The sequence below is a fragment of the Klebsiella sp. JB_Kp042 genome (genome assembly GCF_040065275.1).
GTDB classification, from domain to species: Bacteria; Pseudomonadota; Gammaproteobacteria; order Enterobacterales; family Enterobacteriaceae; genus Klebsiella; species Klebsiella quasipneumoniae.
This window is the reverse complement of sequence record NZ_JBEAJL010000100.1, coordinates 19,663-34,610: the sequence shown is the minus strand read 5'-3', so window position 1 is coordinate 34,610 and position 14,948 is coordinate 19,663. Positions and strand designations below refer to the sequence as shown.

At 59.2% G+C, this 14,948-nt stretch carries 13 protein-coding genes; 3 read left to right on the top strand and 10 right to left on the bottom strand.

Going from position 1 to position 14,948, the window contains the following annotated elements; translation table 11 throughout:
- Positions 1–134: 134 nt before the first annotated feature.
- Positions 135–4,022 (bottom strand): phosphoribosylformylglycinamidine synthase, encoded by a 3,888-nt coding sequence (purL, locus tag ABLV54_RS21295; RefSeq protein ID WP_101881295.1) that lies wholly within the window; start codon positions 4,020–4,022, stop codon positions 135–137.
- Positions 4,023–4,196: 174 nt separating this feature from the next.
- Between purL and mltF the strand changes: the two genes are divergently transcribed.
- The gene (gene mltF, locus ABLV54_RS21290; RefSeq protein WP_032453733.1) at positions 4,197–5,813 is read left to right on the top strand and encodes a membrane-bound lytic murein transglycosylase MltF; all 1,617 of its coding nucleotides are present in this window, start codon (positions 4,197–4,199) and stop codon (positions 5,811–5,813) included.
- Here the strand turns inward: mltF and tadA are convergent.
- Together tadA and yfhb are read right to left on the bottom strand one after the other, a co-directional pair.
- Positions 5,810–6,319: a tRNA adenosine(34) deaminase TadA gene (gene tadA / locus ABLV54_RS21285; RefSeq protein ID WP_023290663.1), complete on the bottom strand. Its 510-nt coding sequence runs from the start codon at positions 6,317–6,319 to the stop codon at positions 5,810–5,812. The two genes, mltF and tadA, sit on opposite strands and share 4 nt — an antisense overlap.
- 62 nt (positions 6,320–6,381) lie before the next feature.
- On the bottom strand, positions 6,382–7,017 hold the full coding sequence (gene yfhb, locus ABLV54_RS21280) for a phosphatidylglycerophosphatase C (protein WP_017900418.1): 636 nt from the start codon (positions 7,015–7,017) through the stop codon (positions 6,382–6,384).
- Positions 7,018–7,228: 211 nt separating this feature from the next.
- Here yfhb and ABLV54_RS21275 point away from each other — a divergent pair, with 211 nt between their 5' ends.
- Positions 7,229–8,077, top strand: coding sequence for a MurR/RpiR family transcriptional regulator (locus tag ABLV54_RS21275; RefSeq protein WP_348814222.1), 849 nt, complete (start codon positions 7,229–7,231; stop codon positions 8,075–8,077).
- 56 nt (positions 8,078–8,133) lie between these two features.
- The gene (locus tag ABLV54_RS21270; RefSeq protein WP_023290665.1) at positions 8,134–8,394 is read left to right on the top strand and encodes a YfhL family 4Fe-4S dicluster ferredoxin; all 261 of its coding nucleotides are present in this window, start codon (positions 8,134–8,136) and stop codon (positions 8,392–8,394) included.
- A 12-nt stretch (positions 8,395–8,406) separates the two neighbouring features.
- Here the strand turns inward: ABLV54_RS21270 and acpS are convergent, their stop codons facing one another.
- The 7 genes from acpS to lepA all read right to left on the bottom strand — a co-directional run bounded on the left by acpS (position 8,407) and on the right by lepA (position 14,900).
- Positions 8,407–8,787 carry a holo-ACP synthase gene (acpS, locus tag ABLV54_RS21265; protein WP_004201835.1) on the bottom strand — a complete coding sequence of 127 codons (381 nt, stop codon included), beginning with the start codon at positions 8,785–8,787 and terminating at the stop codon, positions 8,407–8,409.
- Positions 8,787–9,518 carry a pyridoxine 5'-phosphate synthase gene (gene pdxJ / locus ABLV54_RS21260; protein ID WP_023290666.1) on the bottom strand — a complete coding sequence of 244 codons (732 nt, stop codon included), beginning with the start codon at positions 9,516–9,518 and terminating at the stop codon, positions 8,787–8,789. The genes acpS and pdxJ overlap by 1 nt, the downstream gene beginning before the upstream one ends.
- 11 nt (positions 9,519–9,529) lie before the next feature.
- On the bottom strand, positions 9,530–10,267 hold the full coding sequence (gene recO, locus ABLV54_RS21255; protein WP_101881293.1) for a DNA repair protein RecO: 738 nt from the start codon (positions 10,265–10,267) through the stop codon (positions 9,530–9,532).
- A gap of 11 nt (positions 10,268–10,278) precedes the next feature.
- Positions 10,279–11,184, bottom strand: coding sequence for a GTPase Era (era, locus tag ABLV54_RS21250; RefSeq protein ID WP_023290667.1), 906 nt, complete (start codon positions 11,182–11,184; stop codon positions 10,279–10,281).
- Positions 11,181–11,861, bottom strand: coding sequence for a ribonuclease III (gene rnc / locus ABLV54_RS21245; protein WP_002914065.1), 681 nt, complete (start codon positions 11,859–11,861; stop codon positions 11,181–11,183). The genes era and rnc overlap by 4 nt, the downstream gene beginning before the upstream one ends.
- Positions 11,862–12,110: 249 nt before the next feature.
- On the bottom strand, positions 12,111–13,085 hold the full coding sequence (gene lepB / locus ABLV54_RS21240; protein ID WP_004201827.1) for a signal peptidase I: 975 nt from the start codon (positions 13,083–13,085) through the stop codon (positions 12,111–12,113).
- Between the two features lie 15 nt (positions 13,086–13,100).
- Positions 13,101–14,900: a translation elongation factor 4 gene (gene lepA, locus ABLV54_RS21235; protein WP_023290668.1), complete on the bottom strand. Its 1,800-nt coding sequence runs from the start codon at positions 14,898–14,900 to the stop codon at positions 13,101–13,103.
- Positions 14,901–14,948 lie beyond the last annotated feature (48 nt).

Here is a 14,948-nt window from a genome sequence, read left to right as displayed (position 1 = left end):
TCTCCTTTTGACGACACTGCAATATGCCAGTTGTCGGTGATTCCCGACACCCTGGCGTGCCGGCCGTCACAGATAAAAAAAGCCCCCTGCCTGAGCAGGGGGCTGATACGTTCGCGTGGCACGCTTCGGGAAGATTAACCCAGCTGTTTACGCGCGTTGCGGAAGATACGCATCCACGGGCTGTCTTCGCCCCAGTTTTCCGGGTGCCAGGAGTTGCTTACGGTGCGGAAGACGCGTTCCGGGTGCGGCATCATGATGGTCGCGCGCCCGCTTTCGCTGGTCACCGCGGTGATACCGTTCGGGGAACCGTTCGGGTTCGCCGGATAGGTTTCGGTCACTTTGCCGAAGTTATCCACGAAGCGCAGCGCCACCAGACCTTTGCTCTCCAGCTGGGCCAGATGCGCGCTGTCGCGCACTTCCACCTGCCCTTCGCCGTGGGAGACCGCAATCGGCATCTGTGAGCCAACCATGCCTTCCAGCAGCAGAGACGGGCTTTGCGTCACTTCCACCAGGCTGAAGCGCGCTTCAAAGCGGTCAGACTGGTTGCGCACAAAGCGCGGCCACAGGTCGCTGCCCGGGATCAGCTCGCGCAGGTTGGACATCATCTGACAGCCGTTGCACACGCCGAGCGCCAGGGTCTGCGGACGATGGAAGAAGGTCGCGAACTCATCGCGCACGCGCTCGTTGAACAGAATCGACTTCGCCCAGCCTTCGCCTGCCCCCAGCACGTCGCCGTAGGAGAAGCCGCCGCAGGCCACCAGGGCATGGAAATCGCCCAGACCGGTGCGGCCCGCCAGCAGGTCGCTCATATGCACGTCGATGGCGTCAAAGCCGGCGCGATGGAAGGCTGCCGCCATTTCAACGTGAGAGTTCACCCCCTGCTCGCGCAGGACGGCCACTTTCGGACGCGCGCCGGTGGCAATGTACGGCGCGGCGACGTCGTCATTAATATCAAACGAGAGCTTCACATTAAGGCCCGGATCGGCGTCGTTGGCTTTCGCCTCGTGCTCCTGATCGGCGCAGGCCGGGTTGTCACGCAGACGCTGCATCTGCCAGGTGGTTTCCGCCCACCACATGCGCAGGGTGGTGCGGCTTTCGCTAAACACCGTCTGACCGCTGGCGGTCAGCACGAAGCGATCGCCCTCGACCGCTTTACCGAGGTAATGCACGCAGTCCGCCAGGCCGTTAACCGCCAGAATGGCTTCCACTGCCTCACGGTCTGCGGCGCGGACCTGAATCACCGCCCCCAGCTCTTCGTTGAACAGCGCCGCCAGACGGTCGTCGCCCAGCGCGGCGATATCCGCTTCCAGTCCACAGTGGCCGGTAAAGGCCATTTCCGCCAGAGTAACCAGCAGGCCGCCGTCGGAGCGGTCGTGGTAGGCCAGCAGTTTACGCTGCGCCACCAGGGCCTGCATCGCATCCCAGAAGCCTTTCAGCTGCGCGACATCGCGCACGTCAGCCGGCTTGTCGCCGAGCTGGCGATAGACCTGCGCCAACGCCGTCGCGCCCAGCGCGTTGTGCCCTTTACCGAGGTCGATCAGCAGCAGGGCGTTATCTTCCGTCGAGAGCTGCGGCGTGACGGTATGACGAACATCTTCGACACGGGCGAAGGCGGAGATCACCAGCGACAGCGGAGAGGTCATCTCACGCTGCTCGCTGCCTTCCTGCCAGCGGGTTTTCATCGACATTGAGTCTTTGCCGACCGGAATGGTCAGGCCCAGCGCCGGGCACAGCTCTTCGCCCACCGCTTTCACCGCCTCATACAGACCCGCGTCTTCGCCCGGGTGGCCGGCGGCGGCCATCCAGTTAGCCGACAGCTTCACGCGGTTCAGCTCGCCAATCTGCGTGGCGGCGATATTGGTCAGCGCTTCGCCAACCGCCAAACGGCCGGAGGCGGCGAAGTCCAGCAGAGCAACCGGGGCGCGCTCGCCCATCGCCATCGCTTCGCCGTAGTAGCTGTCGAGGCTGGCGGTGGTGACCGCGCAGTTGGCCACCGGGATCTGCCACGGGCCGACCATCTGGTCGCGGGCGACCATGCCGGTCACGGTGCGGTCGCCGATGGTCACGAGGAAGGTTTTCTCGGCCACCGTCGGCAGGTGCAGAACGCGATTAACCGCATCGGCGATGGTAATCGGTTGGCGATCCAGCGCGCTGCCCTGGGCTTTCAGGGTCTGCACGTCGCGGGTCATTTTCGGCGTTTTGCCAAGCAGGACGTCCAGCGGCAGATCGATCGGCTGATCGTTAAAGTGGCTGTCGCTCAGGCTCAGGTGCTGCTCGGCGGTGGCTTCGCCGATAACCGCATAAGGCGCGCGCTCGCGGCGGCACAGCTCGTCGAACAGCGGCAGTTGCTCCGGGGCGACCGCCAGGACATAACGTTCCTGCGATTCGTTACACCAGATCTCCAGCGGGCTCATGCCTGGCTCATCGCTCAGGATATCGCGCAGCTGGAATTTACCGCCGCGGCCGCCGTCGCTGACCAGCTCCGGCATGGCGTTGGAGAGACCGCCGGCGCCGACGTCGTGGATAAACAGGATCGGGTTGGCGTCGCCCAGCTGCCAGCAGCGGTCGATCACTTCCTGACAGCGACGCTCCATTTCCGGGTTGTCACGCTGGACGGAGGCGAAATCGAGGTCGGCATCCGACTGGCCGGAGGCCATGGAAGACGCCGCGCCGCCGCCGAGGCCGATGTTCATCGCCGGACCGCCCAGCACGATCAGCTTCGCGCCGACGGTAATCTCGCCCTTCTGCACGTGCTCGCCGCGGATGTTGCCGATACCGCCGGCCAGCATGATTGGTTTGTGGTAGCCGCGCAGCTCTTCACCGTTATGGCTGGTGACTTTCTCTTCATAGGTGCGGAAGTAGCCGTTCAGCGCCGGGCGACCAAATTCGTTGTTAAACGCCGCGCCGCCCAGCGGGCCTTCGGTCATGATGTCCAGGGCGGTGACGATGCGATCCGGCTTGCCGAAATCTTCTTCCCACGGCTGTTCGAAGCCCGGGATGCGCAGGTTGGAAACCGAGAAGCCCACCAGGCCCGCTTTCGGCTTCGCGCCGCGGCCGGTGGCGCCTTCATCGCGGATTTCGCCGCCGGAGCCGGTTGCCGCGCCCGGCCATGGGGAGATGGCCGTCGGGTGGTTATGGGTTTCCACCTTCATCAGAATGTGCGCCGGCTCCTGATGGAAGTCATAGCGTCCGGTCTGGTGGTCGGCAAAATAGCGCCCCACTTCAGCCCCTTCCATCACCGCGGCGTTGTCTTTATAGGCCGACAGGACGTAGTCCGGCGTTTTTTCGAAGGTGTTTTTGATCATTTTGAACAGCGACTTCGGCTGCTGTTCGCCGTCGATGATCCAGTCGGCGTTGAAAATTTTGTGACGACAGTGCTCTGAGTTCGCCTGGGCGAACATATACAGCTCGATATCGTTCGGATTGCGTCCCAGACGGGTAAAGGCGTCCTGCAGGTAGTCAATTTCGTCATCTGCCAGCGCCAGCCCCAAACGGAGGTTGGCGTCAATCAGCGCCTGACGCCCTTCGCCCAACAGGTCAACGCTGGTCACCGGCGTCGGCTGATGGTGTGCGAACAGCTTTTCGCCCGCTTCCAGCGCGTCGAAGACGCTCTCCATCATGCGGTCGTGCAGTTCCGCCGCCACCGCGGCCCACTGCGCTTCGGTCAGGGTCGAGGCTTCAACATAATACGCCACGCCGCGCTCCAGACGCACAACCTGAGCCAGGCCGCAGTTATGGGCGATATCGGTAGCTTTAGAAGACCAGGGAGAGATGGTGCCAGGGCGAGGGGTCACGAGCAGTAATTTACCGGTCGGGGTATGGCTGTTTAAGCTCGGGCCATACTTAAGCAGTCGCGCCAGGCGCTCGCGATCGTCAGCGCTCAGCGGGGCGTTCAGATCGGCAAAATGAATATACTCGGCATATATGGCGCTTACCGGAAGGTTGGCCGCCTGAAATCGTGCCAGCAGTTTATTAATACGGAATGCCGACAGTGCAGGTGAACCACGCAAAATTTCCATCATAAGTCTCTCGTCTTCGAAGCTTTCAGGGTGAGCCAGGGGGGAAACGGGCGTCATTATAGTGAATCCTGCGCCCCGACGAAACCGTTTGCGTAGAAATAAAATCATTGATGCTGTTTATCAATAAATGTGACGTCCATCGCGAATAAGTTGCCAACTGGCGCATTCTTAAGCAGAATGCCGCTCATTCGACGACAACCTTGCGTTTTTTCCGGACATCGCCTGCTGAGGAACCTGAAGCTGCAGAAGATTAACGCGCTGAAAAAATTAAAGATTAATTATCTGCTCATCGGCATTGTCACCCTTTTGCTGGCGGCTGCCCTGTGGCCGTCGATCCCCTGGTCCGGTAAACCGGAGAACCGGGTGGCGGGCATTATCGCTCGCGGCGAGCTACGCATCAGCACCATCAACTCGCCGATGACCTTCGCCACCATGAACAATAAAACCTTCGGCCTGGACTACGAACTGGCGAAGCAGTTTGCCGACTACCTCGGCGTGACGCTTAAGATAACCGTCCGCCAGAACATCAGCCAGCTGTTTGACGACCTCGACGACGGTCAGGCCGATATGCTGGCCGCCGGGCTGGTCTATAACCAGGAGCGGGTGAAAAACTACCAGGCCGGCCCTGGCTACTACTCCGTTTCCCAACAGCTGGTCTATCGCGTCGGCAATACCCGGCCGCGCAGCCTCGCGGCGCTGACCGCCGAGCAGCTCGCCATCGCCCCGGGTCACGTGGCGATCAACGACCTGCAGGTACTGAAAGCGGAGAAATACCCGGATCTTGCCTGGCGCGTGGACGAAAAGCGCGGCACCACCGCGCTGATGCAGGCGGTGATTGACGGCAAACTCGATTACACCATCGCCGACTCGGTGGCCGTCAGCCTGTTCCAGCGCGTCCATCCGGAGCTGGCGGTAGCCCTCGATATCACCGACGAACAGCCGGTCACCTGGTTCAGCGCCCGGGACGACGATAATTCGCTGTCGGCGGCGATGCTTGATTTCTTCAACAATATTAATGAAGACGGCACCCTGGCGCGCCTGGAAGAGAAGTACCTCGGCCACGGCAACGATTTCGATTATGTCGATACCCGCACCTTCCTGCGCGCGGTGGAAAACATTCTTCCGGAGGTGCAGCCGCTGTTTGAAAAGTACGCCCGCGAGATCGACTGGCGCCTGCTGGCCGCCATCGCCTGGCAGGAATCCCACTGGGATCCGCAGGCCACCTCGCCTACCGGCGTGCGCGGCATGATGATGCTTACGCGTAATACGGCGCAGAGTCTGGGGCTGACTGACCGGACCGATGCGGCGCAGAGTATCGACGGCGGTATGCGCTATCTCCAGGATATGATGGATAAAGTGCCGGATTCGATCCCGAAAGATGAACGCATCTGGTTTGCGCTGGCCGCTTACAATATGGGCTATGCCCATATGCTGGACGCCATGGCGCTCACCCGCAAACAGAAAGGCAATCCCAACAGCTGGGCAGACGTTAAGCTGCGTTTACCCCTGCTGAGCCAGAAACCCTATTACAGCAAACTTAAATACGGCTATGCCCGCGGCCATGAGGCCTACGCCTATGTGGAAAACATCCGCAAATATCAGATAAGCCTTGTCGGCTATTTGTCAGAAAAGGAGCGCCAGCAGCAGCAAACGCTGGCCCTGGCGGAGGATTACCCGGCGGTGCTCCCCAATGAGCTCGAACAGCCGCAGGAGACCACCCTGCCCTTTTTCAAGTTTCGCGCCGATAAACAGATGGATAATGCCCGGATGAAACTCCCCGGCCACCTGTATTAACTTTCCCCGTTCTGCTCCCGGGCTTTCTTCAGCGCTTTTTTCTCTTCCCGCCGCCAGCGGAAGAAGTCGCTCAGCATGGCAGAGCAGGATCCCGCCAGCACGCCTTCGCTAATCTCGACCCGATGGTTCATTCCCGGGTGGTGCAGAACATCCATCAGCGAGCCGGCGGCGCCGGTCTTGGCATCCCTGGCGCCAAACACCAGGCGGGCGATACGGCTGTGCACCATCGCGCCCGCGCACATCACGCAGGGCTCGAGGGTCACGTACAGCGTGGCGTCGATCAGGCGATAGTTTTGCAGCACCAGCCCGCCCTGGCGTAAGGCCATAATTTCCGCATGGGCGGTGGGGTCGTGACGGCCTATCGGCCGGTTCCAGCCCTCGCCAATGACCTGATTGTTATGCACCAGCACCGCGCCCACCGGCACCTCGCCCTCTTCCCAGGCGCGCTTCGCCAGCGTCAGGGCATGACGCATCCAGTATTCATCATTGAGTTCGAGGTCAGACACAGCGGCCACTCCAGCAGAAAAAGCGGGGCGCATTATACATGGGAGCTATCAATTACACACTATTACTCCAGTTGCTGCAGCTCTCCCTGCGGGGTGACCCGCCAGCGATGCTGGCAAAAGCCGAGCAATGGGTTATCCTGCTCGCTATCGCTATAGCCGCTATACAGCTGCAGCGGAGCGCCAATCTTTTTCTCCAGCTGCACCACCTTTTCATGGCCCAGGCAGCGCAGGGTCAATACCCAGCCGCCCCAGCGGCGCGCGGTGCGGCTGGCTATCAGATTCACCCGCGGCAGCCAGAGGGTATCGCGATAGACCTGTTCCACCAGCGACTGCGGCGAGCCGGTGATCAACCAGACGTCGGCATCGGTACTGGTCAGGTAGGCCGTCAGCCGCGCATGAACCACCGGAAACGCCGTCACATGATGACGAAACCAGCCGACAAACTCCGCTTCCAGCCGCTTCAGTACCGCCTCGCGACGGCCAAAGGTTGACGCCCACAGCAGCAGGCTCATCGGCCAGCGCGCCGCCCGCCCGCACACCGCCAGCCCGGCAAGGATCGCCGGCCCCATCGCCACCACCAGCAGCAGGTTCAGCGGCAGATGGCGCAGCAGGTAGCGCAGAAAACTGCCGAACATATCCTGTTGATGCAAGGTTCCGTCCAGATCGAAAAACACCACTCTCCGTTCACTGTGCTGCAAACTGCCTCCTTCTCTCAGGATTCGCTTCTCGTTAGGGTAAGCTTAACAGTCTTATGCCAAGAAGAGGGAAAACATCCCTGCCGTTAAGGAAGAATTAAATTAGCAGGCGAAGGAAAAATTGTGGCTTATGAATTTTTAATTCGTGGTATACCCCTTATAATCGAATAAAAATTCTGTCAGACACGAGCCGGACGGCTCCAGCGGAGCTCCAATGAACTGTTTAACGCGTATTCGTCAGCGCTATCCCACCCTGGCGGCGAGCGACAAAAAGTTGGCCGATTTTATTCTGAGCCAACCCGATGACACCCGGCACCTCAGCTCGCAGCAGCTGGCGGTGGAAGCCGGTGTGAGTCAGTCCAGCGTGGTTAAATTTGCCCAGAAACTGGGGTTCAAAGGCTTTCCGGCGCTGAAGCTGGCGCTGAGTGAAGCGCTGGCCAGCAGCCCGGATCCGCACTCCGTTCCGGTACATAACCACATTCGCGGTGACGACCCGCTGCGTCTGGTGGGCGAGAAACTCATTAAAGACAATGTCGCCGCCATGCATGCCTCGCTGGACGTCAACACTGAAGCGACGCTGCGGGAAGCCGTCACGCTGCTGCGCAACGCCCGGCGGGTGATCGTCACCGGGATTGGCGTGTCCGGCCTGGTGGCGCGTAACTTTAGCTGGAAGCTGATGAAGATCGGCGTTAATGCTGTTTCGGAGCAGGATATGCACGCCCTGCTGGCGACGGTGCAGGCCATGTCCAGCGACGATCTGCTGCTGGCGATCTCTTACTCCGGCGAGCGTCGGGAGATCAATATGGCGGCCGGTGAAGCGCTGCGCGTGGGCTCCAGGATCCTGGCGATCACCGGCTTTAGCCCTAACGCCCTGCAGCAGCAGGCGACCCACTGCCTGTACACCATCGCCGAAGAGCAGGCGACGCGCAGCGCGGCCATCTCTTCCACCAGCGCGCAAATGATGCTCACCGACCTGCTGTTTATGGGGCTGGTGCAGCAGGATCTGGAGCGGGCGCCGGAGCGCATTCGCCATAGCGAAGCGCTGGTGAAAAAGCTGGTCTGAGCAGAAAATGGGCGTATAATGCCCGCCCTGTTTGTGTTGTTTCTGAGATTTTCCTGATGGCGCTGTTAATTACCAAAAAATGCATCAACTGCGATATGTGCGAGCCGGAGTGCCCTAATGAGGCCATTTCGATGGGTGACAGCATTTATGAAATTAACAGCGACCGCTGCACCGAATGCGTGGGCCATTACGACACGCCCACCTGCCAGAAGGTGTGCCCGATCCCAAATACCATTCTGAAAGATCCGGCACACGTCGAGAATGAAGAACAGCTGTGGGATAAATTCGTCCTGATGCACCACGCGGATAAAATTTAACCGCTTCCCGGCTTAGCTTTCGACAATCACCGTGGCGCAGGCGTAATGGCGCTCATCGGCGAGCGTGACATGAATATGGCTCACCCCCAGTCGTTCCGCCAGCCGTTGCGCCTCACCCCATAGCCGCAGCTTCGGCTTGCCCAGCTCATCGTTGTAAACTTCGAACTGATTAAAGGCCAACCCGTTGCGGATCCCGGTCCCCAGCGCTTTCGCCGCCGCTTCCTTGACCGCAAAGCGTTTCGCCAGGAAACGCACCGGCTGCTGGTGCTGCTCCCAGATGCTCCATTCATGGTCGCTCAGCACCCGGCGGGCAAGGCGATCGCCGCTGCGGGCGATCACCGCCTCGATGCGGGCGATCTCGACGATGTCGGTACCCAGCCCGAGGATGGCCATTAGCCGCGCGCTTCCAGCATCAGACGTTTCATTTCCGCCACCGCCTCTTTCAGGCCGCTCATTACCGCCCGGCCAATAATCGCGTGGCCGATATTCAGCTCATGCATTTCCGGCAGCGCAGCAATCGCTTTCACGTTGTGATAGGTCAGACCGTGACCCGCATTGACCTTCAGGCCGAGGCTGGCGGCGTAAGTGGCCGCTTTGGCAATACGTTCCAGCTCCTTCGCCTGCTCGGCGTCGGTTTTAGCATCGGCATAGCAGCCGGTGTGGATTTCGATATAGGGCGCGCCAACGTCAGCTGCCGCTTTGATCTGCGCTTCATCCGCATCGATAAACAGGGAGACCTGGATGCCAGCATCCGCCAGGCGTTGACAGGCATCACGCATCTTGTCGCGCTGGCCGGCCACGTCCAGTCCGCCTTCGGTGGTCACTTCCTGACGCTTCTCCGGCACCAGGCAGCAGAAATGCGGTTTGGTTTCGCAGGCGATCGTCAGCATCTCTTCGGTGACCGCCATTTCAAGGTTCATACGGGTGTGCAGCGTCTGGCGCAGGATACGCACATCGCGATCGGTGATATGGCGGCGGTCTTCGCGCAGATGCACGGTTATGCCGTCGGCGCCGGCCTGTTCGGCAATGAAAGCCGCCTGAACCGGATCCGGGTAAGCGGTGCCGCGGGCGTTACGCAAGGTCGCGATATGGTCAATATTGACCCCTAACAGTAATTCAGCCATGACAATCCTCGTTAATCATTATTCGTATTATCCGCTCGCGCCTTTCGCGCGGGCATAAACTGGCGAAACAATTCCCGGCTCTTGAGCGGTTTGCCGCCGAGATAGGGCTTCAGGGCGATACGGGTAAAGCGCTTCGCGGCGCGCAACGTATCAACATCAGGAAACTCGCGACTCGCCAACGCTTTCAAATGGTGCCCGGTAAACGTGTTGTTATCAATCACCAGGCTGGCAATAAAGCCTTTTTCTTCGCGATAGCGGTAGGTCATGGTGTCGTCCACCGGCTCGCCGCTCCCGGCACAGTGGAGAAAATCCACGCCATAGCCCAGGTGTCCGAGCAGCGCCAGCTCAAAGCGCCGCAGCGCAGGCTCCGGCGAGCCGCTGGCCCCGGCGAGCGCCTGAATGCAGTGCAGGTAGTCAAAAAAGAGTTCGGAGAAGCGCGTTTCGTGCTCAAGCACGCGGGAGATAAGCTCGTTAACGTAAAGACCGCTGTAGAGGGTGATGCCGCTGAGCGGCAGCGCCAGCGAGACAGCTTCCGCGCTGCTCAGGGTTTTGACTTCGCCGCGGCCGCCGAAGCGAACCAGCAAGGGGGTAAAGGGCTGTAAAGCGCCTTTAAGATTCGAGCGTTTGGAGCGTGCGCCCTTGGCAACCAGGCGCACGCGACCGGATTCTTCCGTGAAGACGTCCAGCATCAGGCTGGTTTCGCTCCACGGTCGGCTATGCAGGACAAAGGCGCGCTGCCATCCATCCACGTTGCGTTAACTCAGAGGTCGTCAACATAACCGAGACTGCGCAGGGCGCGCTCGTCATCGGCCCAGCCGGATTTCACTTTGACCCACAGCTCGAGGTGCACCGGCGCTTCAAACATCTCCTGCATGTCCTTACGCGCTTCGATGCCGATGGTTTTGATTTTGGCGCCTTTGTTGCCAATCACCATCTTCTTCTGCCCTTCACGCTCGACAAGGATCAGGCCGTTGATGTCGTAACCGCCACGCTCGTTGGTCACGAAACGTTCGATTTCCACGGTGACGGAGTACGGTAGCTCAGCGCCGAGGAAACGCATCAGTTTTTCACGGATGATTTCGGAAGCCATAAAGCGCTGGGAACGATCGGTAATATAATCTTCCGGGAAGTGGTGGATCGCTTCCGGCAGATGCTTACGCACGATCGACGCAATGGTGTCGACGTTGGTCCCCGTTTCCGCCGACATCGGCACGATATCGAGGAAGTTCATCTGGCTGGCGAGGAACTGCAGGTGCGGTAACAGATCCGCTTTTTCCTGCACGTTATCCACTTTGTTGACCGCGAGGATCACCGGCGCTTTCGCGTCGCGCAGCTTGTTGAGCACCATCTCGTCGTCCTGCGTCCAGCGGGTGCCTTCCACCACGAAGATGACCAGCTCAACATCGCCAATAGAGCTGCTGGCCGCTTTGTTCATTAAGCGGTTAATGGCGCGCTTTTCTTCCATATGCAGGCCCGGGGTATCGACGTAAATCGCCTGATACGGCCCTTCGGTATGGATGCCGACGATGCGGTGACGGGTGGTCTGCGCTTTACGGGAGGTGATCGAGATCTTCTGCCCAAGCAGCTTATTCAACAGCGTGGATTTGCCAACGTTTGGACGACCCACGATGGCGACAAACCCACAATAACTTTTTTCTTCGCTCATTCCAGCTCCAGCTTTTTCAGCGCCTGTTCGGCGGCAGCCTGCTCCGCCTTACGACGGCTGGAACCTGTGCCAACCACCGGTTCACTCAGGCCACTGACCTGGCAGTGGATGGTAAATTCCTGATCGTGCGCTTCGCCGCGCACCTGGACTACCAAGTAGGACGGCAGCGGCAGATGACGACCCTGCAGATACTCCTGCAGACGCGTCTTCGGATCCTTTTGCTTATCGCCCGGGCTGATTTCGTCCAGACGAGTCTGGTACCAGGAGAGGATTAAGCGTTCAACGTTCTGAATATCGCTGTCGAGGAAAACCCCGCCAATTAACGCTTCAACGGTGTCCGCGAGAATCGATTCACGACGGAAACCGCCGCTTTTCAGTTCGCCCGGCCCGAGGCGCAAGCATTCGCCCAGTTCAAACTCGCGGGCGATTTCCGCCAGCGTGTTGCCGCGCACCAGCGTCGCGCGCATACGGCTCATGTCGCCTTCATCCACGCGAGGAAAGCGATGATACAGCGCATTAGCGATCACGAAACTTAAAATGGAGTCGCCTAAAAATTCCAGGCGCTCATTATGTTTGCTGCTGGCACTGCGGTGAGTTAATGCCTGTTGCAACAGCTCCTGATGATGAAAAGTGTAGCCCAGCTTTCGTTGAAGCCGATTAATTACGATGGGGTTCATGCGTTACCAATAAATGAATGCGTCAAAGATGCAGCACACGAAACCGACCTGAGCATACGCTTCAAACAGTAAGTTGAAACAGACCAATACGCTTTCGTGTGCAGTGTCACCCGGCAGAGCGACAACCAAAAACTTCGGGGGGATATTCTATACGCAACGACACGGGATGTCGTTAGTTTGAATGGATTTAAATACTAAATAATTCGCGCCGCTGCGATAACAGCAGCGGCGTGAATTCAGCAGATGAAATTAATGAATTCCACCAATGCGCGATAACCGCACGCCGGTCGGCCATTCACCTTCCTGCTTTTCAAAACTCATCCAGATAGCGGTGGCCTTCCCGACCAGGTTTGCTTCCGGCACAAAGCCCCAGTAACGGCTGTCGGCGCTGTTATCCCGGTTGTCGCCCATCATGAAGTACTGACCCGGCGGCACAATCCAGGTGGCCAGCGGCAGACCGCTCTGATGGTAATACATGCCAGCCTGATCCTGAGCAATCGGCACCATCAGAATACGATGCGTGACGTCGCCCAGCGTCTCCTGACGCTCGGTGAGGCGAATGCCGTCGGCTTTGGTTTCACCCTTCGGCAGCTGCCAGAAACCGCTGCTCGCTTCGCCGCCGTTGCTGCGGGAGAAGGTCTGAACGAAATCGCTCGGCTCCACGTTGGAGTAAGTCACCGGCAGCGCGTTGCCGCAGGCCTGTCCGGAGCTGCAGCCCGGCTGAATAGTGACCTGCTTGGCAATCGGATCGTAGGTGACTTTATCCCCCGGGAGCCCCACCGCGCGCTTGATGTAGTCCAGGCGCGGGTCTTCCGGATATTTAAACACCACGATGTCGCCGCGCTTCGGATGACCCGTCTCGATCAGCGTTTTCTGGTAGATAGGATCTTTAATGCCGTAGGCAAATTTCTCCACCAGGATGAAATCGCCAATCAGCAGAGTCGGCATCATCGAACCTGACGGGATCTGGAACGGCTCATAAATGAATGAACGTACCACCAGAACGATCGCCAGCACCGGGAAAACCGATGCGCCGGTTTCCAGCCAGCCCGGTTTCGGGCCGACTTTCTTCAACGTCTTTTTGTCCAGTTGCTCGCCGGTCGCTGCCTGAGCAGCGGCCTGACGCTCACGACGTTTCGGTGCAAAAATGAACTTGTCCAGGCACCATAAAACGCCCGTCACCAGGGTTGCAATCACCAGGATCAGGGCAAACATGTTCGCCATGCCAACTCCTTAGGGTTATTTGCCGTCTTTACCAACGTGCAGAATGGCGAGGAACGCTTCCTGCGGCAGTTCAACGTTACCGACCTGCTTCATACGCTTCTTACCTTCTTTCTGCTTTTGCAGCAGCTTTTTCTTACGGCTGACGTCACCGCCGTAGCATTTCGCCAGCACGTTTTTACGCAGCTGTTTCACGGTAGAGCGCGCGATGATGTGGTTGCCGATGGCCGCCTGAATCGCGATGTCGAACTGTTGACGCGGAATAAGATCTTTCATCTTTTCCACCAGCTCGCGGCCGCGATACGGCGCGTTATCGTTGTGGGTGATCAGCGCCAGCGCATCGACGCGCTCGCCGTTGATCAGCACATCGACGCGTACCATGTTCGACGCCTGGAAGCGTTTGAAGTTGTAGTCCAGCGACGCATAGCCGCGGGAGGTAGACTTCAGACGGTCGAAGAAGTCGAGCACCACTTCCGCCATCGGGATTTCGTAGGTCAGCGCCACCTGTTTACCGTGGTAAACCATGTTGGTCTGCACGCCACGCTTCTCCACGCACAGGGTGATCACGTTGCCGAGGAACTCCTGCGGCAACAGCATGTGACACTCGGCGATCGGCTCACGCAGCTCCTGAATATTATTCAGCGGCGGCAGCTTGGACGGGCTGTCGACGTAGATAACTTCTTTGGAGGTGGTCTCCACTTCGTAAACTACCGTCGGCGCGGTGGTGATGAGGTCAAGATCGTATTCACGCTCCAGACGCTCCTGAATGATCTCCATGTGCAGCAGACCGAGGAAGCCGCAGCGGAAGCCGAAGCCCAGCGCGGTAGAACTTTCCGGCTCGTAGAACAGAGAGGCGTCGTTGAGGCTCAGTTTGCCCAGCGCGTCGCGGAAAGCTTCATAATCATCGGAGCTTACCGGGAACAGGCCGGCATACACCTGCGGTTTCACCTTCTTAAAGCCAGGCAGCGCTTTGTCTGCCGGGTTGCGGGCGGCGGTCAGGGTATCGCCCACCGGCGCGCCAAGGATGTCTTTGATCGCGCAGACCAGCCAACCTACCTCGCCGCATTTCAGCTCGGTACGGTCAACCTGTTTCGGCGTGAAGATGCCCAGACGGTCGGCGTTATAGACCTGGCCGGTGCTCATGACCTTGATCTTGTCGCCCTTGCGCATGGTGCCGTTTTTAATTCGTACCAGCGACACCACGCCGAGGTAGTTATCGAACCAGGAGTCGATAATCAGCGCCTGCAGCGGCGCGTCCGGATCGCCTTCCGGCGGCGGAATATCGCGCACCAGACGCTCCAGCACCTCGGTCACGCCGACGCCGGTTTTCGCCGAGCAGCGCACCGCGTCGTGGGCGTCGATCCCGACGATATCTTCAATTTCGTCCGCTACGCGCTCAGGGTCGGCCGCAGGCAGGTCGATCTTGTTGAGTACCGGAACGACCTCCAGGTCCATCTCCATCGCGGTGTAGCAGTTGGCCAAGGTCTGGGCTTCTACGCCCTGCCCGGCGTCAACCACCAGCAGCGCGCCTTCGCACGCGGCGAGGGAACGGGAAACTTCATAAGAGAAGTCCACGTGGCCCGGGGTGTCGATAAAGTTCAGCTGATAGGTCTCACCGTCGTTGGCCTTATAGTCCAGGGTGACGCTCTGCGCCTTGATGGTGATCCCGCGTTCGCGCTCAAGATCCATGGAGTCCAGAACCTGGGCTTCCATTTCACGATCAGAAAGGCCACCGCAAATCTGGATGATACGGTCAGACAGCGTCGACTTACCGTGGTCGATGTGAGCGATGATCGAAAAGTTACGTATATTCTTCATATTTAGAGTTAATTATGCCTTACGAGTATCATGAGGCCGCTGTACTGT